This is a genomic window from Tunturiibacter gelidiferens (assembly GCF_013410115.1).
Lineage (GTDB): Bacteria > Acidobacteriota > Terriglobia > Terriglobales > Acidobacteriaceae > Edaphobacter > Edaphobacter gelidiferens.
Genome location: NZ_JACCCV010000001.1, coordinates 2,643,488 through 2,669,093, shown reverse-complemented (window position 1 = coordinate 2,669,093; position 25,606 = coordinate 2,643,488). Strand labels below are relative to the sequence as shown.

Here is a 25,606-nt window from a genome sequence, read left to right as displayed (position 1 = left end):
ACGCTGAATCCCCTCGGTGCAGGTGTAAGAGGCGTTCGTAGCTTTCACTTCGAGCCTGTTTGACCTTGGCTAAAAGTAACGGTATATTCAAAGAGCGGGGTGGAGCAGCCCGGTAGCTCGTTGGGCTCATAACCCAAAGGTCGTAGGTTCAAATCCTACCCCCGCAACCATTTAGGGGTTTAGGACCCACAGAACCCCACTTTAGTGTGGGGTTCCCTGTTTAACCTGCTTCTTCGAGCCTTCCTTTCGAGGGCAAAACCATCTGAACAACCTTGGTATTGGCTGATCGTTTGGACAGCATCTGGGCATTTCCATACGTGTTCATGGTCGTGCTTACCTGAGCATGGCGCATCAGCTTTTGCTGCACCCCGACAGGCGCGCCAGCGTCATCCAAAAACGATCTGTATGCGTGTCGGAAGGTATGCCAGCCAATGTCCTTCTCAAGCTTCGCCTTTCTGCCAGCAGCACGGATGTAGTCCCGGCCGATAGGTGAAGCATGGTACAGCTTGCCAGTGTTTGGGTTTGGGAAGACCCAGTTCCCTTCACTCTTTGGACAGCGTTGTTGCCAATCGAGCATGACTTCAGCGAAAGCGGAGTCCAACGGGAGTAGATCCTCGCTATATTCCGTCTTCACATCACTAATGCGACCATGAACCACGCCCCGAACAACTTCTAGGGTCAGGCTCCGAAAATCGAAGTCTGACCATTTAAGAGCCAGAACCTCGCTGACTCTCAACCCTAAGCACATGGCAACCCGCACCATCTGTTTATACGGTTCTTCTAGCTGTTCAACCACGGAATGGTATTGCTGCACTGTGAGGATAGGGGAGTTTTCCTGCGCTTGCTGACCCCTCTAATCACGACAAGGCCGATAGGGTTCCTGGCGAGGGGCACCAGTTCCCAGAACATCGCCCTTTCCATTAAGAGATACATCATCGACTTGATGTTTCCTTTGGTCTTAGGAGACAGTGAGACCAGCTGAGTCGTGCTGTTGTCGTATGGCTTCGGAAGCTTGGTGAGCGACCTCAACCATTCATCGACAGCAGCGGGCTTGACCTCTGTTAGCAGCGTGTCACTCCATCTTGGACGGATGTACTGGTTGAGGCTCGTTAGGTACCCGACGCGAATGAGATTGAATCGAGCCACGACTCGACGGCTACGGTCAGGGGCGCGTCTATCTTTGGGCCAACTGGGGCAGCAGTCAGGTTGCTAACCGTGGAACGAACTGGGCGTTCTCGTACAGCAGTCCAAACGACGCCACATCGTGGAGTCCGCTCATGCCATTTCCCACACCGGAGATAAGTTTAACGGACCAGGATGGATTCCCTCACAACGTAATCAGCGCAGCGCAACTGCCAACGGGACTGTTGCAGGTGTTCTATCTGGGTGTTTCGGGAACCGTTCACACCAGCTGGCAGCAATCGAGCCAAAACCCCCAACTCGTGGACGTCCTGGCAAAACTTCTAATGTCAAATTTCCGAGCTAATGTAGCCTTCCCTGGTGACAGACAATCGCTCTCCGAACCAATTGGGTCATGATCCGCAGAAGCGGGTTTTGTTGCCAAACCGCCACGGCACTCATCGACGATCAGGCGCCTATGGAAGAGGATGAGGGCGTGGTCCCGGGATGGGTAGGCAAAGGACGGGTCTCAGTCGCTTGTGAGCCACAAGACTGAAGATATCCGTCATTGTTCTTACAGGGCAGGACAGGGTTTTCTCAGTTGCCGTTCTTTTGTACACCAGTCCGGGACATGGAAATGAGCCAGTCTGGACGGATATCCGCAAGCGCAAATCCATCAGCTCTACAGAGGTGTAGTGTCGCTATGCTCTCCACACTTCACTTGGGGCTCGAGCCGGGGCGGCTGCCGCCACCGCTTGAACCTCCAGATGCTGAAGCGGCTCCGCTGTGCGACAGCGGGGTTGTCTGCGACGAAGACCCTGTGTAAGGCCCCGGTCGCGACGCGGAAGGGAAAGACGAATTGTCGCTTGAGACAGGCGATCCGGCCTTCAGAATTACTGGCCCAACGTTCGCCCCATGGTCGGACCCGCCCGTCGATAGAGAAGGCGAAGAAGCATACACTGGCATGCTTGCGGATCCATGCTGCTCAACATGATTCGAAATCTTGCTCAGGTCCCCAAGCGATCCCCTCGGAACCCCCAACCCTGCTGAGTTCTTTTGAAACACAAAGTTTCCTGGCTTGTCTTCTTTGGAAAAAACTATCGGCTTGTCACCAGCGAGCACCAGCGAAGATGGAGATGCGCCGTCTCCAGGCTTTTGCGGAACAGCAGGCCGCAGCGGCGAGCGCACAGGATTTTGAGCGAGTGTACCAGCCGTCTGCCCACTAGTGACCACTATGTTGTTCAACCCGTTCCAAACGCCGCCCGGCTGCCAGCCCCAACCGTACCCCGGGTAGAAGGACCACGTGCCCGAATGATATGGCAGCCATCCCCATGGATAGGGCGAGACCCAGGAGTAGCCCGCCCCGGGATACAGAGCCCACACCCCGTTTTGATAGGGATTCCAGCCTGCGCTGACAAGATAAGGCTGCCAGAAACTACCATACCCCCCACCGTTGATAAAGCTCCCATAGTAGTTGAGGTCGCTTAGACCATACGAGGATCCTGAACCGGCGAATGTATTGGCTCGCGAATATCGTGCGTGGTAGTCGTTCGAATCCTTATCCCAAGCGTCATAGGGACCCTGATCAATCTTCTTGGCGACAGTCACCTGATCGGCGCCTAGCGTCAGCGATTGTTTCTTGTTGACCAGAGTTGTCTCCGAACCGCGCTCCACCGTGACGTTCCCGTTGAAGACTGACAGGACCGTCTTCTCCCCCTCGACTGTCACCCGCAGATGTGTTGCAGGCGCAACCGTCATCTTCCTGCCGCAAGCCCAGAGCAGAAACTCATTGCCCTTGGTGCTTTCGAGATTCACATAGACTGTCCCCCTTACCACGTTAACCGTTGAGGCTTTTGTCCCAGAACTGCGCAGCGCCAGCAGCGGGAACTCGACCAGCGAATTTGGGGCTAAATGCAAAGTGCTGTTGTCTTCGAACTCCACCTCCGCGTAACCCTCGCCCGTTCGGAGTTTCTCGCCTTCGACAATAGGCATATTTGGCATCGTCGCCTCAAAGCCATTGCCAGTCTTGCGATCCAGTTGCAGCGTGCCTTTCACATCGCTCAGTCGGACGATCCTCACATGCGAATCGCCTGGAAGCGCCCCGTTGCTGTCCCTCGCGACTTTCGCCTCCGGCACAGCACGTGAAACGGCAGTTTCACTAGCCTGTGTCCCAACCACTCCACTTTGCGCTCCTGCCGCAACGCAGACCACCATCGGAAACGCCATTGCGAGGAGTAACCGGCATCCGGATCGGATCTTCATAAACTGCCTCCAAACCCACACCATTTGCATCAACAGATGTCGGAAAGTATACGTCCGCACGGCCCGCAATAGCTTCATCATTCTTCAAAGGAAGCTGCACTTTTCAATGCGGGAGCACATGTCGAATTCCCGCATGAGCTAAGCACAGCAAAATCCAACAATGGAGCAAGGGAGGTAATCCCCAGAATGAGCGAAAGATCATGATTGGATTGCATCGATTTAGTGCAGCTTATGGGATCTCGATGATCGCTCGGAAGTTCTCCAATGAAATACGGATGGAGGATTCAGTCGAATAAGCAACTGGGATGGAACCGATCACCAAGAGGGTAGGATTGCTTAATGTCTTTGGAGAAACTCGTTCTATGTGGCTGCGCTTGGTCTCCGCTTTTTTTCTCGTGTTAAGTCTTATGCCTTTTGGCTCGTTCGCGCAATCGTCAAAGCAGCTTCCTTATCTGGATTCCTACCTTTCCAACGATGAGCGAGTCAACGACCTCGTGTCACGCATGACACTCGACGAGAAAGTCGCTCAACTCATCAACACTGCGCCAGCAATCCCACGTCTTAATCTTCCTGCCTATGACTATTGGAGTGAAGGTCTTCATGGCGTTGCCCGTTCCGGATACGCCACACTCTTTCCTCAGGCTATCGGTATGGCCGCCACGTGGGACGCTCCACTCATACACCAGATCTCAACAGCCATATCCATCGAAGCACGCGCTAAATACAACGAAGCCGTACGCCTTAACATTCATTCCATTTACTACGGTCTCACTATCTGGTCGCCGAATATCAATATCTTCCGCGATCCGAGGTGGGGCCGCGGCCAAGAAACTTACGGGGAAGATCCCTTCCTTACCGGGCGTCTGGGCGTAGCGTTCGTCGAAGGTCTACAGGGAGATAATCCAGATTATTTGAGGGCAATCGCTACTCCTAAGCACTACGCCGTACACAGCGGTCCAGAATCCACACGTCACAGCGCCAACGTTGATCCCTCACCTCACGATCTGTGGGATACCTATCTTCCCGCCTTCCGGGCCACCATTACCGAAGCCAAAGCCGCTTCGATCATGTGCGCCTATAACTCGATCAACGACTATCCTGCCTGCGCAAACAAGTACCTCCTCCAAAGCATTCTTCGCGACGACTGGTCCTTCAAAGGCTTCGTCACCTCTGATTGCGGGGCCATCGACGACTTCTATGAAATGACTGCACATCATACCTCGCCGAGCAAGGAGGCAGCAGCTGTCGCAGGCATTGAAGCCGGCACAGACACAAACTGCGGCGATACCTATCTCGCCCTCACCGAAGCTCTGAAAAAACATCTCATTAGCGAATTGCAAATCGATGTTTCCCTCAAGCGGCTGCTCCTTGCGCGCTACCGCCTCGGCCTTTTCGATGACGCTTTCAAGGTTCCTTATGCTGCAATTCCCTTCTCTGAAGTGAACTCCCCCTCCCACAAAGAAGTGGCTAAAACCGCGGCCAGGGAGTCAATGGTGCTACTAAAGAACGACTCTTCTTTTCTACCGCTCAACCTGAACACTCGCACAATTGCCGTTGTAGGACCTAATGCGGCTTCTTTGGCGGCCATAGAAGGCAACTACAACGCAATTGCCGAAGACGCGAAACTTCCGGTGGACGCCATCGCCGCTGAGTTTAGAAACTCAAGGATTCTCTACGCTCAGGGCTCGCCGTACGCAGACCAGGTGCCTCTGCCTATTCCTCGCACCGTGTTTCATCCCAGCAAATCAGCTACCGAAAACGGACTAAAGGGTGAGTACTTTTCCGGGGGCACCTTTGAAGGCAAACCTGTAACGACCCGTATTGACAAAGCAATTGATTTCGACTGGAACTCCGCCTCACCGACGCCTGGCGTCCCCTCCAATAGCTTTGCCGTCCGCTGGACCGGAACCATCACAGCCCCTCAAACGGGGGACCTTGCGCTCACTATGCACTTTGGTGACTGCTATCCTTGCACGGGACATGAGCAATTTAAGATCTTTGTTGATGGAGAACTGATTGCGAGTGACTCTCTGTCAGGGAGTGACTCGAATTCGGATTCGCACTTTCGGTTGAATTTCGTGGACACCGATCCACATGACTTTAAGGTCGAGTACATTCATCATGCTCCCCTCCGTGGCGCAGACCTCTCACTCGAGTGGACCCCACAGTCTTCCTATCTACGAAAAGAAGCCGTCGCTATCGCTCAGAAATCTGAAGTCATTGTTGCGTTTGTAGGTTTATCTCCCAATCTTGAGGGTGAAGAGATGCCTCTCCATGTCGAAGGTTTCTCGGGCGGAGACCGCACCGACATCAAGCTTCCCGCTGCGCAGCAAGAACTTCTGGAAGCCCTCACGGCAACCGGCAAGCCGCTGGTGGTCGTTCTCATGAACGGGTCTGCTCTCTCCGTAAATTGGGCTCATGAGCATGCCAAAGCCATCCTCGAAGCCTGGTACCCCGGTGAAGCCGGATCGGAAGCAATTGCTGAAACACTAAGCGGGCAGAACAACCCCGGTGGGCGTCTTCCCGTGACCTTCTACGCTGGGGTCGAACAACTGCCCGCCTTTGATGACTATTCCATGGCCAACCGAACTTATCGTTACTTCAAGAGCAAACCGCTTTATGGTTTCGGGTATGGCCTTAGCTACACCACTTTTTCTTACCAAAACCTCAGGCTCTCTAGTTCAAACCTCAAGGCCGGTGACTCCCTTACAGCTGAAGCCGATGTAAAGAACACAGGCATTCGAGAGGGGGACGAAGTTGCGGAACTCTATCTGATATCACCTCACTCCTCGGTGTCCCCCAACCTTGCCCTCGCCGGTTTCACGCGCCTACACCTAAAACCCGGCGAGACGATGCATGTCACTTTTACTCTTGATTGTCGCATCCTTTCCCAAGTAGACGATAAGGGCAATCGAGCTGTTGTTCCTGGTAGTTATGTTGTTGCGGTAGGCGGAGCTCAACCTGCTGACAGCCGTCTTGTAAAAACCGCCGCCTTCAGCGTGCAAAATACGCTAATACTTCCACCCTAAATATGGATTTAGTAAGAAACCTATTGAGCGATTTGAGGTTACAGCACCTTCGTTTCATCCAGATTCGGAATCATCATCTTAGCAAACCTTGCTCCGAGCCGAACGCTTGTGGGAGTTCACCGCCAACGTGATCCTAACGTTCGCGTGCCTTAAGAGTTCTTGAGCGTCTGATTCCCAAATGAGCTCGTCACATAGACCGAGTCGATGAACGTGACCCCTCTGTGGAATTGAACTGTCCAGCGTGAGCGAGTCTAAAAGACACCGAAGACTTAATGTTCGGTGTCTGTACTTGCCTCTGCGTGGCGAGGTGCGAAGGTGCTCCATCGGTACGCCTCTTTTTCGTTAGCGTCCGGCTTCACCGTCCATAGCGTGGCGCTGATTCCATTCAGGTCGTACACGATCTTTCCGTCCTTGATGGTGAGCTCACAGACAAGCTTCTGGTTGCTATCGAGGCGCTTGTCCTCCATGTCGGTAAATCCGAACTTGCCCTTTTCCAGACGAAGGACCGCGATGTCCGCAATCGAGCCTTCAGAGAGATTCCCGAGTTCTTCATGGCGAATCTCCCGGGCAGGATGAGAGGTCATTTCCGCAACGACCTCCTTGAGAGGCACGCCCACGGCCATGATCTTATCGGCAACGTTCAGCTCGTCTTTCATAGCCGCGTTCATACTGGTGATGTGTAAATCGGTCGAAATGGAATCGGGGATAAATCCATCCTTGATCATAGGAATTGCGAGCGACCACTTGAAGCTGCCACCTCCTTGGCCAACGTCGAAGTAGATACCACGCTTGCGACCCTCGATGAGAGCTTTGCTCGGACCCAGCGTGACGGGATCCTGCTCATGGCGAAGGCCAGAGTACATGTGGGTGTATATATCGCCAGGACGAAGCTTCTGGGTCATTAGATCGAGAATCGGACGACTTGGGCGATCGACACCGAAGTCAACCATAACGGGAATGTTTGCGCGGGTCCCGGCGATAACAGCCTGCTCGACTGGCGTCCATTCTGGGCCTTCAAAGTGTGCGGTCTTGATTCCGACAATCGTGTCGGGATACTTGAGAGCCATCGCCGCGGTTGCCACTCCGTCCATGTCAGCGGTGTTCTGTTCGTACTTACCCCCGCGCATTCCTGAACCGACGATATTGAGCATCGCAAAGACTCTAGTCTTCGAACGATCGATGATGCGGTCCTTGAAGTCTTCGAAGTTACGCCAGCCAGAGCAACCCGCGTCGACCACGGTCGTTACGCCCACACGGAAGGTGAAGCCATCCGGCGGAACGCTGTTGTCGCCAGCATAGGAGTTACGCTCACCCGTGCCCGCGTAGACATGAACGTGAAGGTCAATGAGCCCGGGGGTGACATACAGTCCCTTAACGTCAATGGTCTTTAGCGCATCGGTTGCGGGAATGTGCGCGGCAACCTTTGCAACTCGACCGTCTTTGATTGCGACGTCCATAATGGCGTCGAGGTGGTTCTTGTCATCGAGGACATGACCGCTGCTCAGTAGCAGATCGTAGGCCGGCAAAGCCTGTTGAGCCGATAAGCTGTCGCTTGTCGTGAGGATTAATGCGAGACAGGAAAGCGCTAAACCTTGTTTCCAGAAATACAAATTCATGACTCCCCAATCTATGCGTTGACCACGCAGACAAAGTTTGGATGCGTGATACTCATTTGGTTTCTATGCTGGAATATGAAAGCTTTTCATGCTCGACGAGACAAACGTCAGACCCGGGTAGCCTTCCAGCTTGCGTCTCCGTACTCTCCCATACTGACAGTTCCAGAGACTGTATTGCCCTCAACCATTCCACGAAATGCCCACGGAATTGTGTTTCCGCTAACAGTCACATTGCTGTGTAACTCAAGCTGGTTGGCATGAATAGTACCTTTCAGATCGGCTTTGTAGAGTTCACCCTGCTGTCTACCCGTAAGCGTCTCTCCGCTTTGTTCAAGAACGAAGTGTTGCTCCCCGACTCCACGCGAATATTGAATCGCAATGGCCCACTTCCCATTTACTTGTGCGGTGGCTCCAGTCGGAATCACGGGATCTTCATAGTGGCCAGGTTTGGTAAGGCCTTCGTAGATCGCATCCGCGATGATGTGGTCTTCTCCGGGATCCATCATGTACGGCATGATAGTGACCGAACTGGCCATGTGAGCAGGACGAGTGCCGGTGCCGCCATCGACAAGAATTCTTGGTGTGCCCGCATCAAGACGCGCAACAAGCTCAGTACCCGTAATCTTCAAAACGTTTGCGTCCCACTTTATTCGGAGACGCGGCGAGCGGTTAGAGAGATCTTCCGGCTGCAGGTACTCGGTCGTCACCGAAGGAAGCCCCTTCACTCGTCTCTCGATGTACTGAAGCCAGGAGAGCCACTCCTGTTGTTCTGCCGCATGGTCGCGTTTGTACCATTGGCGCACCGCAGCCAGGAGGCCCATCACTTCTTCCTTGCTGCACTTATACGCACGACCGTAGTTATGATGTGGCGCTGCCTGAAAGTAAGCCGCCCGGCACAGATCTTTCTGTCCGATAAGCATTCCGGAAGATTGTGGTCCGCGCATACACTTGCCTCCCGAGTAGCCGACTAGCGAAGCACCATGCTGAATATGGATGTTAGGAACAAGCGGCTCCTCAGCGGCGGCATCCACGAAGACGGGAACGCCCTTTTCCATTGCCATTGTGCAGATATTGGGGATACTCAGCGGGCCCTGCTCTGCATCAGGTCCGGATAGGATATAGATCATCGCAGTTCGCTCTGAAAGCTTGCTGCGAAGCTGCTCTGCGGAATTCACTTCAACGATCTCTACTCCCGTCATGCGAACGCCGAAGTCGTAAGGATTTCGGGAATGTTTAGGAATGATGACCTGATCGCGCGCCTTGATGTAAGGAAGTGCCTGAGACTTCTCCGGATCGGTTCCAGCGATACATGCAATCGTAGCGAGTGCAATGGCCGCTTCACATCCTGTCGTAGCAATCCCCCACTCCGCTCCTGTCAGCTGCCCCAGCTCTTTGCCGACAGCATCCATAAGCTCGTCGAGATGAACGAAGTAGAACGATGCATCGTACATCGCCTGTTTCACCTCAGGCATAGATCGTGAGCCACTGATAATGGTGAAAGTGCCACGGCCGTTCACGATGGGACGTACGCCGATGCGGGTAAAGAGATTGTCGGTCTCTGTGCCTTCATGCGTAATAGTCCGTTGAGCAGATGCCTTTTGCTGCGCCGTTGCAGCCAGAGGTGATATTGAAGTCACAGCTCCAAAAGCAGAGAGCATGCCAGACTGCTTGAGGACTTCCCGCCGTGACCACCGTGTCGTGCGAAAGAGTGACATAGGAACCCGTTCCCTTTTCCTGAAGTAAGACGTGTTTGTGAACGTGCCCTGATGACCTAGATCAAAGATCAGATGTAGGCAATGAGGTCGATTTCTACAAGCGAATTTCCCGGAATGCCGCCGGCGGGCGCAATCGTAGTACGTACCGGAGGAATCTTGCCCCAGCGGCCCCCATAAACGGTGTTCATCTTTGCCCAGTCGTTGATGTCGTTGAGATACACGTTGACTTTTAGGACCTTCTCCATCGAAGAACCCGCTGCGGTCAGATTCTTCTCAAGTTCATCAAGGACATGTTTCGTGTGTTCTTCAATTGTTCCTTGAAAGTGCGCTCCGACTCCCGCAAGAAAAAGAAGGTTGCCGTACGAAACGGCGCTTGAGAACAGCTGAGCTGGTTCTGAAGCTGGTTTGGCTGGATAGGATTTCTTCTCGAGCTTGCCGGTTACCTGTGCCTTCGCCGTCCCCGCAAGAGCCGCGCCTCCTGTTGCAATGACGGCGGCTTTGGCAGCGTTTTTGAGAAGACCTCTTCTGGACTGCTTTTCCATGGCTGACTCCTTTTCTGTTGTTGGGCTGATCGAATGTAGCGTAATGTTCAGACGTTTGGGTGAGAGAGGACTACACGAAGCTGGCGGCCAACAATCTCGGCCTCACCAGGCTGCAGCATCCAGGTTCCGACGACGATAGTGTTTTCGTTGGAGTGAGAGCCAAAACGGCCAGATGAACCGGTCGCAGGGTTGAGTTCAATCCGAGGACGCTGTGCGCGAAGCCGCTCCTGGACCTGCTTTGGTGTGATGCCAACAACCTGCGGATCGTACGCGAGCATCAGATGCGGCACATGGTTGGCGATTTCAGGCACGAAGACCTCCGTCTTCATTGTGGGAATGTCCTTCACCTCGCGAACGATCACATCGGCACGGCGCGCATACTCGGCCTGGTCCGTCTCGTCGTTCTGCTCAAGCAGCCAGTCCACCGCAGCGACCATGCCGACGATCTGCTCCTTGGCAACCTTCATGCCGCGGCCCACAGCGTCTGAGTTTGGGTTGTTGCTCTCCATTGCCAAATCGATAAGATGCTTTTTGCCGAGTAGCAGCCCAGCATTTTGTGGACCGCGTATTCCCTTCCCGCCGGAGAAACAGACAAGGTCATAGCCCATGCCCGTGTACTTCCACAGATTCTCAATCGGAGGCATATCTGCTGCAGCATCCATATGGCAAGGCACGTTATATTGATGCGCAACCTCAAGCCAGGTCCGGCGATCGATCTCACCCCCTTCGGCTGAATTGAAGAAGTTCGTCATGATCGTCTTTGGAGAGAATGCACGCCTGTACTCGTCCACCGTTGTAACCTCGACGATGCGCACTCCACAGAGCAGCATCGCGTGGTCGTACTCATAGCGATGCGCTTTCTGAACAATCACTTCATTCTTAATGCCGCCGACACTCTCCGGAATCAGGTTAGCGGCAACACCGTTCGCGTTGGCGATGCAGGCAGCAGTTGCAAGCGTGAGTGCCGCAGAAGCCCCGGAACTCACGAGAGCTGCTTCGCATCGAAGCCGCTTGGCAATATATTCTCCCGAGGCTTTTTGCAGATCTTTCAGCACAACGGGATGCAGAGCCGCCTGCGCGACAGCGTGCTGCACCTGCGGAGGCATAACTGCAGCAGTGAGATAGGTGTAGGTTCCGGCGGCGTTGATGATCTTCTCGACGCCGAGCTTTGCGTAGTAGTCATCCGCAGATTGCGCCTCAGAAGTGGTTGAGAGAGCGTTGGATTTCGACGGCAGGATTGATGCCGCACCCAGAACTGCCAGTGCGGCCTGTGACCAGCCAAGAAATCGTCTTCGCGTAAAAAGGTGTGAATCCTGTGCAGAGAGCGTCAACAAAGCCTCCAGTAGCAACATCGTTCTGTGAAGGTCGCATTATTAGATTCTGCCAAATTGGCGGACAGCCTCCGTAATGGAGTGAAACTTTTCAATAAAGGGATACATGGAGTGTTCGCTGTTATCCAGCTTCTGTGCGAGAACAAGAATGTCAGCGGCATGCTCACGCGGCACCACCACGACGCCATCCTGATCAGCAACAACGATATCGTTGGCAGCAACCGCGACGCCATCGCAAAGGATGGGAACGTTCACTCCTCCGAAGCGATAATGACTCACCGAGGTGGAGGGCACCGGTCCCGTGGAATAGACTGGAAAGCCGATGCGCTTGAGCTGCGGTAGATCGCGCACCCCTCCATCGACGACCGCGCCGGCGAACCCCCTGGCAAACATGGCGGTACCCATAAGTCCACCCATGCCGGCGATATCTGCCCCGTCTTCTACCTGCATGACATACACGGATCCAGCGCTGCCGGAGTCGATCGCCTGAAGCATCCCGGTCAACGCTGCGGGGTCGTGGTTCTCCTGTTTAGTCAGCTTGACGGTAAGCGCCGCACCGGCAAACTTCGTGGGAAACACTGCCTGCATGCGATGCGACATATACCGCTTTTCATGCAGCAGCTGTTCGATCGCGTCGGAAACAGAAGCAGCTTCGACATGACGATACGCATCGATCATAGCCGCCGGGTCTGCGGCATATTCTGCTGAGGTCTTCTGCGCGTCGGCGTTCACCTTCTGCATAAGGGTAAGCACCGTACAACAAAGAAAAACGGCCGCAACCGTACCGGTGATGGGACGAATCCAACTGGTCTTGTTCGAGGTCATGATAGAAAACTCTCCTCCTCAAAATAATAGGCTTCGTATCTCAACTGTGATCCGATCTTTCCAGGTTTCCGGCGCTTCCTTCGATGAACTTCGTGCAGCAGACGGCGGCACTACCGGCCGCCGCCCGAAGCGAACAGGCCGCTAAAAGATGAACTTACCTGCTAGTTGCAGCGAACGAGCTCCACTCAACTCACCGGGAAGTGTCTGGACCCCGATAACTTGACCGAATCCACTAGTACTCACGGCAGTACTCGATTGAGACGCAGCGTTGAGCGTCGGATTCCCGCTTCCGTTGGAAGAGTTCGGATTCGCCGCACTCGGGTGGTTGAACACGTTCAGTGCCTCTGCACGAAGCTGAATCTTCATCCGCTCACGCAGCCCGAAATCTTTGAAGAGCGACAGATTGTCATACGAGAAGCCAGGTCCATGAAGGGTATTTCTTGAGGTGTTTCCGAACGCGTAGTTGTAAGCAACGATGGCTCCGGCGGAATTCAGCGTTTGTGGAGCTACAGGAAGCGTGTAAGCTGTTGCATCGATGCACGACGTTTTGTTGCCCGTAATGTAATTGTGCAGACTGCAGTGAGCACTGGCCTGATGGACAAAACTCGGCCGCGTCGTACCTTGATCGAACCCCGCGCTGTTATAGCCCAGCACCACGTTGAAGGGCATGCCCGTCTGCAGATTGACGATGTCATTGAGCTGCCAGCCGCCAAGCGTCTCCCGGACCCAGCGGTTTCTTCCTTGGAAGGACGGCAGATCGTAAGTCAATACGCCGACGAAGCGATGACGGATATCCCAGTTGGAGTTGCCATAGTCGGCTTTGATGTTGAATGGCTGCGACGCTGTTCCGCCGCCGTTCGAGTCTGAGCCAATGTCCAGGTCGTGAGACCATGTATAGCTCGCCTGTCCCGATAGACCATACAAGAGCCGCTGACGGAAGATTGTGGTCAAACCGTTGTAGTGGGAGTAGGCGATGTTGTTAAGATCGCGTATCGAACCAAAGAGCGGGTTTGGCCGCAAAGAGTTGAGCGTGGGCTTAGTCGCATACGATGCAATCCCGTTTCCACTAGGATTCGTGGGCAGATTTCTGTAGTCGCTGATATCCAAATGCAGAGAGTGAGACCCCAGATACTGAAGCTCAAAAGCCGCCCCCCTCCATAACTCCTGCCCAACGCTGACGTTCCACTGATAACTGCGCTGCGTTTTGTTCTTCGGATCATACTGAACTGCGCTCTGAAAGGTGCCAGGAGTACCGGCAATTGGAGAAGCACTGCCCGCCCCAGGAGTTGGATTTGTGAAGGACAGAAGATTTGCTGCTGTCGTGCTGTATCCAATGAAGGCTCCCAGCGGGTAGTTGCTGCTGAGCAAGGTAAAGCTGTTGAGCTGGTTGGCGTTGTAGTAGAAACCCACTCCCCCTCTAATCACAGTCTTGTCGGTCGCGCGATATGCGATTCCCAGACGCGGTCCCCAGTTGTCGTGGGTTGCGCTTGCGAGTTTGAATCCCGGAGTAGGAGTGAAGGTATTCGGAGTCAGCGCACTCGTTGGCGGAATCAGCGCGGTCTCCGTTTGGTTCAGCAAACGTGCGTAGCCGTTCAGACTGTAAGGGACGGTCGGCAGGTCGTAACGCAGGCCATAGTTTATGGTCAGCTTCGAGGTAGCCTGCCAGTTGTCCAGGACGAAAAATCCGTCGCGCCATTCGGCCACCGAACCCTTGATAGTACTTACAGGCGTCTGATCAGTCGCCGCCAGGCCCAGCGCAAAGTCGGCCCGGCTGTCACCCGTCAGTGTTCCATTGAAGGTAAATAAGCCGAGGGATTCGTTGGTTGCAGCGCGGCCTAAGGTCAGCTTCCGAAGTTCTATACCAGCCATAATGTTGTGCTTGCCGCGGGTGTAGCTGACTTGGTCATATCCGTCGAGCGTACGGTCATCCTGAAACCAGTTCGTTCCATTGTTTCCAATGTTCATACCGCTTGCGCTAGTCAGCTGAACATTGGGGATTCCAAGGTTTCCCGTTGTGGTGTCGTAGTTGAATCCGGGGATACCGAGAGAGGTGCCTGCTCCCTTAAGGTTGTTCACGTACCAGTAGTTCAGAGAGTCGGTCAGAAACTTGTTGATGCCGAAGTGAAAGTCGTTGACGAGTCGAGGTGTAATGACGTGGGAGTATCCGACAGCCAGATTTCGGCTATTGCCAGGCCCGTATCCGCCGGCTACTGGAACTTGATTTCCATTGGCATAGGTTAGGTTCTGCCAGTGGTAGCGCACGAAGATCCGCACCCGCTCTCCGATGTTCTCATCGACGCGCTCCAGCGTCTGCGCGATAAACAGGTTGTTCGGGAAGTAGACATTGTTGAGGTTGTTGTTTATCCCAGCGGCGTTCGGCAGCGGCACATAAGCCTCGTATTTTTTTGCGATCAAAGCTGCAGGAGTCGACAGTTCGCTGACCGGAATCTGATTGTTCGGGTAGTAAGCATTATTGTTATAGGGGTCTTTAAGACAGATGCCCGTACAACCGCCGTTAGGATTCAGGGTGCCTAAAGCCGAGAAGTCGCCGCCTTCCTGGGCTGCTGTCATAACAGTAGAAGTACCAGCGCTCTGTGCTTTTTGATTTAGCTTCTCGTAGGAACCAAAAAAGAAGGTCTTATTGCGGCCGTTGTAAAGCTTCGGAATCCAGACAGGCCCACCCAAGGTAAACCCATATTGGTTGTAGTTCAGAGGCGCCTTCTTCTGCGTAGGAGAATCAAGGAAATTGTGCGCGTTCAGAGCCGTATTTTTAACATAGTCGTAGACCACACCATGAAAGTCGTTAGTACCAACCTTGCTGACGAGATTGATGTGCACGCCGAGGTAGGCGCCATACTGTGCAGGATAGTTTCCGCTCTGCATCTGAACCTCGGAGATCATATCCGTGCCGGGCCGCGCGGGAGTGACGTTCCCCAAGTTGTTCATGATCGAGACGCCATCGAGAGTCAGATCGTTCTGCGTCTCACGTTGTCCCGCTCCAATAAAGTCGACGCCGGGAGGGTTTCCACTGTAGCTGGTCTTCGATCCGATCGTGACGTTCGAGGCGAGCGCAGCCACCTCGAGCGCATTGTGCCCCTGAACCGGAAGATCCTCAACCTGTTTGGTCGAAAACGTCTCTCCGAGGTTTGCGTCGTCGGTGGAGAGCGGAGCCGTACTGGCGGTGATGGTAATGGTCTCCGTTGTGGACCCGATCTTCAGATCAAAGTCCGTACGCACTGCGAGGTCGACCGATACGGGAACACCCACCGTCTGTTCCTTCTTGAATCCACCCTTTTCGACGGACAGATCATAGACGCCGCTCTTGATGAAGGTAATGGAGTAGTAGCCCTGTGAGTTGGTGGTCGCCGTGTACTTCAGCTGCGTGGCCTCTTCTGTGGCGGTAACCTGAGCACCCGCTACTGAGCTTCCGCTCGCATCAACGACCGTCCCCACCAGAGCTGTGTTGTTAGCGATCTGCGCGGATGCGCCCGAAACACCAAGAAGACACATCAAACAAATTCGTAGAAGAACTTTGTTCACAGCATGACCTCCGAAAGACGTCCGTTGATTTATTCACAGTCCACTCGCCTGGCTTGCAGAGCGACGGCGGTAGCCTACCGTCGGCTGATTCGGCAGGTACAGCGATTCAGATCCCAGGCTGAGGATTAACAGGGATTTGATTACGGGGTCATCTGATTGTCATTAGGCTGTTGCCATGTCTTTAGCTAGGACAAATGTCCTAGGCTCGTCAGTTCAGGTGGACAAGTCCGCGCTGAAAGGCGTAAATCGTCGCCTGAGTCCGGTCGCGTGCACCCATCTTATCGAGCAGTGAGCTGACATGAATTCTCACCGTCTTCTCAGCGATATGAAGATCCTCCGCGATCTCCCGGTTACTAAGTCCTCGCGTAATTCCGGCGAGCACCTCGCTCTCGCGTGGCGTCAACTCCAGAACCGGCGTGCGCTCGGCCAGGCAGTCGAGCGCGAGATGAGGAAGATACCTTAATCCTCGATCCACATTCTGGATAGCGTTCAAAAGCTGCTCTCCACTCGCATCTTTATTCAGATATGCCATCGCGCCGCTTCGCACCGCACGATAGATATCCTCGCTACCCTGATAGTTGGAAAGCACAACAATGCGAGCGGACGAATACTCTTTGCGAATTTGATCGATCACCTCGAAGCCGCTGAGCCGTGGCAAGCGTAGATCGAGCACCACCACATCCGGACGCAGACTTCGATACATCTCAACACCTGTCTCACCGTCGCTGGCTTCACCAATAATCTGAATCTGCGAATGACCCGAGAGCACCGAGTGCAGCGCCATGCGCGCAAGAAAGTGGTCTTCGATTAGCAACACACGAATCTGTTTCATATCCCTATCCAACGTATAACATGATGCTCCTGCCTTAGCGATTGCCGTGCTGCGTTGAAGGATACCTTCACGGTCACCTCCGTACCGGCCTCGGCTGAGGTCTGCAGCCGGAACGTGCCGCCGATCTTGCGCGCTCGCTCCTCCATCACGGGAATGCCGAAGTGGCCGCGGCGCGAGCTGTTCTCCTCCGAGCCTTGAAAACCGTGTCCGTCATCATAGATAGAGAGGCTTAGCGAATCTGCTTCATACCTCAGCAGAATGAGAATCCGTGAAGGGTTGGCGTGACGAATCGCATTCGAGACCGCCTCCTGACCAATACAAACCAGATGATGGACGCAACCCGGAGCAAGCGGCTGCTCCTCACCTTCAACCTCAAAAGTCGTCTTGAAGTTCTCCTGTAAAGGATTAGCTTCAAGGACGCGACTGAGCGCTCGTGACAACAGATTGGTCATCTCGTCTGCATCCCGCAGATCCCAGATGATTCGCCGCGCCTCCGCCTGGCAGTGAGAGACCATGCTTCGAGCCAGTTCACACGACTGAGCGGCAGGAGTAGAACTCAAATCGCTGTCCCGAAATAACTTCGACGTGGCCTCCAGCTGCCATGAGATCGCGGCAAACCCAGCCATCAACGTGTCGTGGCACTCGCGGGAGATGCGATTCCGCTCTTCCAGTACGATACCGATCCGCCCTTTCATCAACTGGAGACGACGTCGAAACAATTGCGTCGCAAGAGCAAGAACGACAAGGCAAAGGCCAGCAGCGAAGTACCAGGTCTGGTAGAAATAAGGCCGCTGTTTCACCTCAACCGAGCTCACCCGAGAGGTCCAGTCTTCTCCGCCGCCCCGGGCCTGCACCTCAAACCTATAGGTCCCCGGCGGCAGGCGGCGGTAGCGGGCAGCATGAGCGCGAGTATTCGTCCACTCCGCGTCATACCCAGCGAGACGATAGCGATACTCCACATGCGCCGGATTGGAGAGCAGCTTCGCGTTGAAGAAGAACAGAATGTCGGGCTGCCCCGCTTCCAATTCGATCCGCGAATCGCCCGTCCTCGTATCGGTATCAGCGGCGTCGGGATCGCTCGACAGTGTCCAGCCCGTGATTGTCGCGGCCGGACTTATCGTGCCTAGCCTCTCCGCCACATCCGTTGTATGCACAAAGCTCTTGGTCGTCGCAAACCAGAGAGTACCATCAGGCTGAAGCGTAGAAGACGGCTTCGAAGGCCCACCACACTCTGAGGACCGCATCCCATCGGCCTTCCCCAGTATCACAACTGATAACGGATGCTGTCGTCCCTCGATCACAGCATGCAGCTCAGCTACGGTGAGGCGCACAATTCCTCGATAGGTACCAAGCCACAGGTGGCCGTCCTGATCCTCCGTCGCCGTGCTTACCGGTTGCGTGGGCGCGTTGACGTTGCCAGGCAGCGCAACCGCATGATCCTGTCTAATCGCAACGATTCCGCCCGCCTTGGTGCCCGCCCAGAGATACCCTCCGCTATCGAGCACCAGCGAGAGCACATACGGATGAGGAAGGCCGGAGACCGCCGATACCGTTCCGTCTCGAACACTGTAGAGGCCACTACTCGTCCCAACGAGAATGGAGCCGTCCCGATCCTCGATCAGGCATGTAATCAGCTTCGTCTCGACGAACTGCCTACGATTTTGTCGATCCGGCTGTCCCTGCGGAAAGTACAAAACCCCTGTGTAAGTCCCTACCCACAGCCCTCCGTGACTGTCCGCAAGAATAGAGCTGACAGCATTGCCTGGCGACTCGTTGCCAAGCAGATAGTGACGATACGAGTGGCCGTCGTAGCTGTAAATTCCGTTGAACCACGTTCCTATCCACATTCGCCCCTTCTGGTCTTCGGCAAGCGCTCGGATCGCCGTAGTGATCGGCATGCCTGGAGGAGTAGAAGGAATAAGCTGGCCGTTGTGCCGCCGAAATAAACCATTTCCCCATGTGCCAAACCATAAATCGCCGCGGCTGTCGGCAAACACGTTGGCGGCGTAGGAGGCGTGGAAACCCTCAGGCTCTCCAAACGGCGCGAGTGCTCCTTTGTGCCATCGGCTCAGGCCGCCGGTGAGCATCCCGACCCAAAGGTTCTGTTCGTCATCCATAAACAGAGTTCGGATGGCGTCATCGGGTAGTCCATTGCGCGAGCCCCAATGCGAGAGGCCGTCTGCACCAAAACGCCACACACCATCGTGGCGGGTTCCCATCCAGAGATTCCCGGCGGTGGCGTCGCCGAGCAGGGTAGTGATCGGACTTGCGAGGGTTGCACGCACCACGGGATCAAATGCAGGCGCCTCGCCGCATAATGCGCACTTGCGTGGAACAAGTTGCATCAGGTGAGTCATCGTTCCCACCCAGATCCGCTGTGCCGCATCGCGATACACCGCGACCTCAGTATCAGACGCCGACGTTCCAACCCGATAGCGTTGGACCTTACCGCCTTGCCAGTGATAAAGCCCCGAAGACGTAATGAAGAACATCCCTCCATGGCCATCCTCGGCGAAGGGCGTCGTGATATCGCCGGAGATCATTCCGGCACCCGCAACCGCCTCGAGGTGATTGCTAACGAATCGCTCGATCCCGTTCTGAGTAGCGATCCATAGCACCCCTTGTGCATCCCGATAAAACGTTCGAATGCGTTCATTATGAAATCCGGCCTGTTCGCTGATCGCAACAGTTCCGGATGCTGTACGGTGCAGTATCCCGCTGCCGTCCGTTCCAATCCAGAGATCGTCGTTGCCCTCGGGAAGCACCGCATTGATAGCTTCATTGTCGGCGAGGCCACCGACCACGATGGGAAGACTGTGAAAGTGCTGTCCGTCGAAGGTGGCGAGCCCCGATCCGGTAGCAAGCAAGAGTAGTCCATCCGGCCGTTGAGCAATCATTCGGACATTATTGTCAGGTAGTCCATCCTCTATCTGCCAGTCCTGCTTCTGATACTCGGAAAGCCTGAGCGGAGAGGATGTCTGCGCCATTGCCCCGCAAGCAAACATCCCCGCAGCCACATAAAGAAGAACAGACAGAATCAGTCCGCTTCTACGACGAAACTGGCTCGCGACCGAAACCAGACCCACACCCCGCGGAAGACACACTGTCGGCGTGGCGTGAGGGTCACGCTCCACTCGAACGGGATGGAATCGCCTGATCAATATCTAGATAGACCTCAAGGCGAACACATATTTCTGTTCGTTGCAAGGGAATCCGCTCCGAACGGATCCGTCTAGGCGTCGAGCGGACGCTCTGGATGCACCGTCAACCAGCAAAGTGCCCCAATCACGGCCAAAATCGCAGCAAGTGCAAAAGAAGTCGTCCAGCCGAAGCGTTGAGCGATCCACGGAGTCAGTGACGCTGTCACCGCACCCCCGATCTGCCCCCCCATATTCACCATGCTCGAAAACACTCCGGAGCTGCGACCTGCAATATCAATGGAAACAGACCAGAACGAGCTCTGCGACAGATACAGTGCGCCGGCCCCACCTGCGAGGATGACTCCTGCAAGCTGCGGACTATGAACCATCGATCCGACCACCAAAAAACACGCCGTTGCAAGAAGCGCCATCGACGCCAGACCGGCGCGGCCGATACGCAGACCGTACAGGTCCGTGAGTTTGTCACTGATTGCACCCCCCGCGAGACAGCAGATCGTCATCGACAAGAATGGAAGCATGGCGTAGCGCGCACTCGATTTGAGATCGAAGCCTCGCACCTGTGCCATGTAAAGAAAGAACCAGCTAAAGAAGATCCACGCGACGTAGCCGAAGCTGAAGTAGCCGATCATCAGCGCTGGAAGATCACGGCGATGGAAGATCGCACGCCACGAAATCTCAACCGTTTCGGAGCTGAGTGCACGGTGCTCCTGAACGGTTCCGTTGATTCCGGCATGAATTTCGCTTAGCTCTAGCGGTCCAACTTCGGGGTGCTCCTCGGGGGTATCTCGTGAGTACTGCCACCAGATGCTTCCCGCAATCAGACCCACAATCGCACTGAACCAAAAGGCCGCCCGCCATCCGTGATGTGTGATCAACCACGTCAGCAGAGGTGGAGTTAGCCCGCTGCCGGCGCCGACTCCCGCAAAGATAAGCCCGTTGATGAAGCCGCGCTCACGAATCGGAACCCATCGAGCAACAAACTGATTCGCCGCGGGGTAAATTACAGCCTCGCCTGCGCCCAGAGCAAACCTGATCGCAATGAGCAACATCACCGCATGGGATATCCCTGAAGGCAGCATCGCCGTTAGCGCAGTTGCTATGCCCCACCACAAAACTCCAAGGGTAAGAACCCGGCGCGGGCCAAAGCGAGCCGCAAGCCATCCCGCCGGAAGCTGAAAACCCGCATACCCAATAAGAAATGCGCTGAAGATCCAGCCTAAACGCTGATTCCCCAATCCATACTCTTTACTGATTTGTATCCCGGCGATCGAGATGTTGGTTCGATCGAGAAAGGCGACGCCACTCAGGACGAAGAGCCAGAAGGCAAGCAGAAACCTGACTCGGGTATGGCGTTCGAAATACACTGGTGCTCCTCCTACCGCGACACGTGCCCGGACAGATCTTGGCAATCGATTTCTGACAGAGCGCTTTGACCTTCTATTGAACAATGCCTTGAGCAATTCTCTTTAGGACTTATGACCTATATCACTCGCAGAGACTTCATCGGATAAAGCTCACGCTGCCTCTCTATAGTCAACAAAACTGGAATCTGACGGCTAGGTCATTTAGCCTATCTGGAAATCTGGCGCTCGTCCGATGACAATTTACAGGCATTGTTGTCGAATTCGCTCTAGTTACTAATACATACTCTTCTGCCCGTTGCCTCCTATATGCGGCTGAGACGGAATAAGCACGATGCCCATTATCATCACACGCGACGACCCGCGATATGCGAGCTTGCAAAAAGGCCATAACGCGCGATTCCCGGAGAAAGAGACCGACGCTGCAAAACGGATCTTCCTGTGTGAATCCTCTGCCGACGCTGCTGACGCGCTTCAGCAGATTGTGAGCGCTGGCCTGCGGCCAACCATACGCAGCGGAGGGCACTGCTATGAGGACTTCGTCGCAAATAATCCCAGCGGCGCCATTCTGGATCTGAGCCTTCTTTCCGGCGTCAACGACGGCAGAAGTGCCCCGCCCTATCGGATTGGTCCCGGAGTACAGCTCTGGAACGGGTACCTCGAGTTGTACAAGCGTTACGGTGTAACGCTTCCAGGAGGGACTTGTGGAACCGTCGCGGCAGGTGGCCACATCAGCGGCGGAGGATATGGCCTCTTGTCGCGGCTCCATGGTCTCTCCTCCGACTGGCTGACTGCCGTAGAGATCCTGACGGTCGATGGAAGTGGCAAGGTCATTCCTCGCCGAGTAAATGCGCACCACGACGCAGACCTCTTTCGCGCCTGCCGAGGTGCAGGAGGCGGTAGCCTGGGTGTCATCACCTCCTACGAATTCAACAAACTTCCGCACCCTCCAGCGGAGGTCATCGAGGCTTACATCTCCTTTCCGTGGGAGGGTATGACAGAAGAAAAGTTCGTATCACTCTTGAAGACATTCGGAGAGTACTGGGAGACTCGTGGCCAGGAACCAGACGCCTGGGGTATGTTCGCGGTCCTGGTGGTCTCGCATCAGTCGGGCGGCGGGCACATGGGAATGTCCGTGCAGTTCTGTAACCCCGACGGCACATGTCGCGATCTGGCTGCGCTCAACGATTATCTGGACTGCTTCCTTCAATGCGGTTCCCCAGCATCTCCGGCAGATGGCACTGGCCATGCAGGACTCTCAGCCAGAAAAGACGCAGGCGAATCTCTCTGCTCTGGAGTCCACACCGTCCGACGACGAAACTGGCTCGACGCCACAGGCGGCAACAACGGCTCCGGCAGCAGCGCCCGCGCCAAGTACAAATCTGCCTATATGAAACGCGGCTTCACTGAGGTTGAAGCTCGTTGCATCTACAAACACATGACCCGGACGATCCCGAACGTTGATCTTCGGGGCTCAGTGATCGAGATGGACTCCTACGGCGGAGCGATTAACCGCAAAGAACTCCTCGAAACGACCTCCGTCGCGCAACGGTCCTCGGTGCTCAAGCTCCAATTCATGTCCTTCTGGGGAAATCCCGAAGACGACGCCGGAAGACTTCAGTGGATCCGTGACATTTACAAAGATCTCTACTCGGGCCCCGACTCCGACCCCGACCACAAAGAAACTCCCTGGTGGAGCCCCCGCTATGAAGGTTGCTACATCAACTACCCCGATCGGGATATGCTCTCCTACACTTACTGGCCTCAGCTCTACTATGGCCACGGAAAACTATACCCATTCCTCCAGACCGTAAAGCGCAAGTACGACCCCAACAACATCTTTCATCACGCCATGTCGATACGACCCTGAAGAGCCGAACCAACAAGGAACTCCGATGAAGCAACGCTCCTCCCTCAATCGTAGACACTTCCTTCGCATCGTGGGCACCGCCTCCCTTGCGCTGCGAACGAGCATGGCGCGTGGTCTTCCGTCGTCTCCTCATCTTGCATACGTCGGGAGCGGCCACGACGAGATCCACGTCTTCCAGGTTGATGGTCTCAACTGGGCCCTCAAGCAGATCGTAGCCTGCAAAGTTCCCGCCTCCCTCACAGTCCATCCGAATCGCCGTACTCTCTACGCCATCAACCAGGTCGCTGACCACCAACACCTGCCCACAGGCTCAGTCGAAACCTTCACCCTCGCACCCGATGGCACACTTACCGCATTCAGTAAAACTTCCCTCTCGCTCTCCGCTACCCTCCCCCGGCACCTCACTCTATCGCCCGATGGCAAAAGCGCTGTCGTAGCAATCCACGGGGGCGGAGCTTACAACCTCCTTTCCCTCCTCGAGGGCGGCCAGTGCCCACAGGTAGCTGGAATTCTCAAGGAAACTGGCTGCGGACCCGATGCACTACATCAGCTCTCCGCCCATCCCAGCATGGCTCTCTTTGACACGACACATGGCCGCGTCCTCACATCTGACACAGGCAGTGACCAAATCAGCGTCCTGGCAGTCAGCGAAACCAGCCTCACAGTGCACCAGAGATTCGCCACAGACGCAGGCAGCGGACCGGCCCATCTCGTACTGCATCCCAAAGGAGATATTCTCTTCGTTGCCAACCAGCTAAATCGCTCCCTATGCAGTTACAAATACGACCCTGAACATGGAAGAATTCTCCACTGCATCCAACGCATCGCCGAAGACACCGGCGGACCTTTGGCTCTCCATCCATCAGGCCGCGCCCTCTACACCATCGGCGGCAGGGAGGACGATGTCCTTCAGGTCTGGCACATCGATCGCTCCCCCGGCATACTAAATCGATTCCAGAGTTGGCACCTGCACTCCGGAAGATCCGTCGCCATGACAGCAGAGCGCGATACCCTCCATGTCGTAAGCGAGACCTTCGACGGCGTGCTGCGTTTTACAGCAGATCCCGCCGACGGACGTCTCAGTGGTCCCATACTGGCAGCAGAGGTCCCTGAGCCACTCAGCATCGCGACACTCTCCATGTAATTCACGGGTCCTCAGATTCGCGCCACTAAAGAGCAGGATGAGCTCGACGCCACTGCGCAATCTCATCTGGGCTCATCGAGAGCGGCAGCACCCTTCCCTGCTTGGCCGAGTGAAATGTTGTCTCCAGCACAGCCATCACCGCAACCGCATCGATCCCCGGAATCGAAGCCTCCCGCTGCCCTCCGAGAATCGCGTCCCTAATCTGCATGTAGTACATCTGCTGATTGCCTAACGGCGCCGGAATCTCTGTGCGCCTGCCAGTCTCGCCGTCATACAGAAGGCCGGGGTGAGGGTCGTAGCCGAAACCAGGACTGCCAGGTACCATGCCTTCTTTCAGCTGTGCCTCCTGCACATCCGCACCGTACTTCATCCAGCTCGCTCGTGTCCCATGCACGATTGTCCTTGGACCGCCTCTCGATACCAGCAACGACGCATGAAGAATAGTTCGCATGCGCTCATAGTTCAGCTGAACATGAGCCCAGTCGTCTGTCTTTCCGCCTTCGCGCAGAGTGGCAAAGCTTGCACTAATAGATTGTGGGAGGCCGAAGAGATACAGCGTCTGATCGATAAGATGTGGCCCCAGGTCAAACCACAATCCGGCACCTGGGCCCTCATCCTCGCGCCAGCGTTGACGAACGTGAGGCCGGTAGCGGTCCATGTGGCACTCATAATGTGAGACCACACCAAGCGCGCCCGACTGCAGCACCGCGCGTGTAGCCTGAATCTCGCTCTCCCATCGGCGATTGTGAAAGACCGAAATCATTCTTCCCTGCTCCTCCGCGATTTGCAGCAGAGAGCGCGCCTCGGCCAGCGTCACCGTGAACGGCTTGTCGACGACCACATCTTTCCCCGCTCGCAGCGCAGCCGAAGCAAGCGGATAGTGGCTGTCGTTAGGGCTCGCGATCACCACCAGATCGACATCGGGATATATCGCCACCTCCGCAGGAGAACAAACCGCGATCTCACCCAGGTCCTTCCGCACAACCTCCGGCCTGCTTGAGCCCACCATCGTTAGCGCAAGCCCCGGAACCGCGCGGATAAGTGGCGCATGAAAGATCTTTCCTGCATACCCATAGCCGATTAGACCGACACGAATTCTTCTGGAATTTCCGCTCATCACACCTTCAGAGTTTCCAACGAAATATGAGCGTGGTAACGCCCTGTTCTAAATTGTTGTATAACACGTGCTTCTGGCACGTCAGTGATTTTCAGAAAGCCATTTACGGGCCAGTTCACAAGGAGAGGATTGTTGACGGTGG

The 25,606-nt window shown here is 55.1% G+C and carries 15 protein-coding genes and 1 tRNA gene; 4 read left to right on the top strand and 12 right to left on the bottom strand.

What is annotated here, in order from left to right; all coding sequences use genetic code 11:
- The first annotated feature begins 93 nt into the window (after positions 1 to 93).
- Positions 94 to 170: transfer RNA gene (locus HDF12_RS11190), tRNA-Met, on the top strand.
- A 50-nt stretch (positions 171 to 220) separates the two neighbouring features.
- On the opposite strand, the gene HDF12_RS11185 is transcribed toward HDF12_RS11190, so the two are convergent.
- Both HDF12_RS11185 and HDF12_RS11180 read right to left on the bottom strand, forming a co-directional pair.
- A complete protein-coding gene (locus tag HDF12_RS11185; protein WP_353071206.1) occupies positions 221 to 814 on the bottom strand; it encodes a tyrosine-type recombinase/integrase in 594 nt (197 codons plus the stop codon).
- 1,022 nt (positions 815 to 1,836) lie between these two features.
- On the bottom strand, positions 1,837 to 3,381 hold the full coding sequence (locus HDF12_RS11180) for a DUF6600 domain-containing protein (protein ID WP_179582911.1): 1,545 nt from the start codon (positions 3,379 to 3,381) through the stop codon (positions 1,837 to 1,839).
- A gap of 305 nt (positions 3,382 to 3,686) precedes the next feature.
- Between HDF12_RS11180 and HDF12_RS11175 the strand changes: the two genes are divergently transcribed.
- Positions 3,687 to 6,410, top strand: a complete 2,724-nt coding sequence (locus HDF12_RS11175; protein WP_257025507.1) for a glycoside hydrolase family 3 C-terminal domain-containing protein — start codon at positions 3,687 to 3,689, stop codon at positions 6,408 to 6,410.
- Between the two features lie 269 nt (positions 6,411 to 6,679).
- Here the strand turns inward: HDF12_RS11175 and HDF12_RS11170 are convergent, their stop codons facing one another.
- The 9 genes from HDF12_RS11170 to HDF12_RS11130 all read right to left on the bottom strand — a co-directional run bounded on the left by HDF12_RS11170 (position 6,680) and on the right by HDF12_RS11130 (position 21,336).
- Positions 6,680 to 8,026, bottom strand: a complete 1,347-nt coding sequence (locus HDF12_RS11170; RefSeq protein ID WP_179582910.1) for an amidohydrolase/deacetylase family metallohydrolase — start codon at positions 8,024 to 8,026, stop codon at positions 6,680 to 6,682.
- A 107-nt stretch (positions 8,027 to 8,133) separates the two neighbouring features.
- Positions 8,134 to 9,663, bottom strand: coding sequence for a Cys/Met metabolism pyridoxal-phosphate-dependent protein (locus HDF12_RS11165; protein WP_373563893.1), 1,530 nt, complete (start codon positions 9,661 to 9,663; stop codon positions 8,134 to 8,136).
- 146 nt (positions 9,664 to 9,809) lie between these two features.
- Positions 9,810 to 10,283 carry a RidA family protein gene (locus HDF12_RS11160; protein WP_179582908.1) on the bottom strand — a complete coding sequence of 158 codons (474 nt, stop codon included), beginning with the start codon at positions 10,281 to 10,283 and terminating at the stop codon, positions 9,810 to 9,812.
- 47 nt (positions 10,284 to 10,330) lie between these two features.
- Complete coding sequence (locus HDF12_RS11155; protein ID WP_179582906.1) at positions 10,331 to 11,635, bottom strand: selenocysteine synthase; 1,305 nt, start codon at positions 11,633 to 11,635, stop codon at positions 10,331 to 10,333.
- Positions 11,636 to 11,656: 21 nt separating this feature from the next.
- Positions 11,657 to 12,439, bottom strand: a complete 783-nt coding sequence (locus HDF12_RS11150; protein ID WP_257025505.1) for an RraA family protein — start codon at positions 12,437 to 12,439, stop codon at positions 11,657 to 11,659.
- A 141-nt stretch (positions 12,440 to 12,580) separates the two neighbouring features.
- The gene (locus tag HDF12_RS11145; protein WP_373563892.1) at positions 12,581 to 15,979 is read right to left on the bottom strand and encodes a TonB-dependent receptor; all 3,399 of its coding nucleotides are present in this window, start codon (positions 15,977 to 15,979) and stop codon (positions 12,581 to 12,583) included.
- A 208-nt stretch (positions 15,980 to 16,187) separates the two neighbouring features.
- Positions 16,188 to 16,811, bottom strand: a complete 624-nt coding sequence (locus tag HDF12_RS11140; RefSeq protein ID WP_179582904.1) for a response regulator — start codon at positions 16,809 to 16,811, stop codon at positions 16,188 to 16,190.
- Positions 16,808 to 19,972: a sensor histidine kinase gene (locus HDF12_RS11135; RefSeq protein WP_257025504.1), complete on the bottom strand. Its 3,165-nt coding sequence runs from the start codon at positions 19,970 to 19,972 to the stop codon at positions 16,808 to 16,810. The genes HDF12_RS11140 and HDF12_RS11135 overlap by 4 nt, the downstream gene beginning before the upstream one ends.
- A 71-nt stretch (positions 19,973 to 20,043) precedes the next feature.
- The gene (locus HDF12_RS11130) at positions 20,044 to 21,336 is read right to left on the bottom strand and encodes an MFS transporter (RefSeq protein WP_179582902.1); all 1,293 of its coding nucleotides are present in this window, start codon (positions 21,334 to 21,336) and stop codon (positions 20,044 to 20,046) included.
- A gap of 331 nt (positions 21,337 to 21,667) precedes the next feature.
- On the opposite strand from HDF12_RS11130, the gene HDF12_RS11125 reads away from it, so the two are divergent.
- The gene (locus HDF12_RS11125; protein WP_179582899.1) at positions 21,668 to 23,203 is read left to right on the top strand and encodes an FAD-binding oxidoreductase; all 1,536 of its coding nucleotides are present in this window, start codon (positions 21,668 to 21,670) and stop codon (positions 23,201 to 23,203) included.
- 25 nt (positions 23,204 to 23,228) lie between these two features.
- Entirely contained in the window at positions 23,229 to 24,347 is a 1,119-nt protein-coding gene (locus HDF12_RS11120) for a lactonase family protein (RefSeq protein ID WP_179582897.1), read from the top strand.
- Positions 24,348 to 24,372: 25 nt separating this feature from the next.
- Here the strand turns inward: HDF12_RS11120 and HDF12_RS11115 are convergent, their stop codons facing one another.
- Positions 24,373 to 25,464: an oxidoreductase gene (locus HDF12_RS11115; protein WP_179582895.1), complete on the bottom strand. Its 1,092-nt coding sequence runs from the start codon at positions 25,462 to 25,464 to the stop codon at positions 24,373 to 24,375.
- Positions 25,465 to 25,606 lie beyond the last annotated feature (142 nt).

Coding starts and splice junctions, on each gene's coding strand:
- HDF12_RS11180 (WP_179582911.1), bottom strand. CDS start 3,381: ATGAAGATCCGATCCGGATGCCGGTTACTCCTCGCAATGGCGTTTCCG.
- HDF12_RS11175 (WP_257025507.1), top strand. CDS start 3,687: ATGGAACCGATCACCAAGAGGGTAGGATTGCTTAATGTCTTTGGAGAA.
- HDF12_RS11170 (WP_179582910.1), bottom strand. CDS start 8,026: ATGAATTTGTATTTCTGGAAACAAGGTTTAGCGCTTTCCTGTCTCGCA.
- HDF12_RS11160 (WP_179582908.1), bottom strand. CDS start 10,283: ATGGAAAAGCAGTCCAGAAGAGGTCTTCTCAAAAACGCTGCCAAAGCC.
- HDF12_RS11155 (WP_179582906.1), bottom strand. CDS start 11,635: ATGTTGCTACTGGAGGCTTTGTTGACGCTCTCTGCACAGGATTCACAC.
- HDF12_RS11150 (WP_257025505.1), bottom strand. CDS start 12,439: ATGACCTCGAACAAGACCAGTTGGATTCGTCCCATCACCGGTACGGTT.
- HDF12_RS11140 (WP_179582904.1), bottom strand. CDS start 16,811: ATGAAACAGATTCGTGTGTTGCTAATCGAAGACCACTTTCTTGCGCGC.
- HDF12_RS11125 (WP_179582899.1), top strand. CDS start 21,668: ATGCCCATTATCATCACACGCGACGACCCGCGATATGCGAGCTTGCAA.
- HDF12_RS11120 (WP_179582897.1), top strand. CDS start 23,229: ATGAAGCAACGCTCCTCCCTCAATCGTAGACACTTCCTTCGCATCGTG.
- HDF12_RS11115 (WP_179582895.1), bottom strand. CDS start 25,464: ATGAGCGGAAATTCCAGAAGAATTCGTGTCGGTCTAATCGGCTATGGG.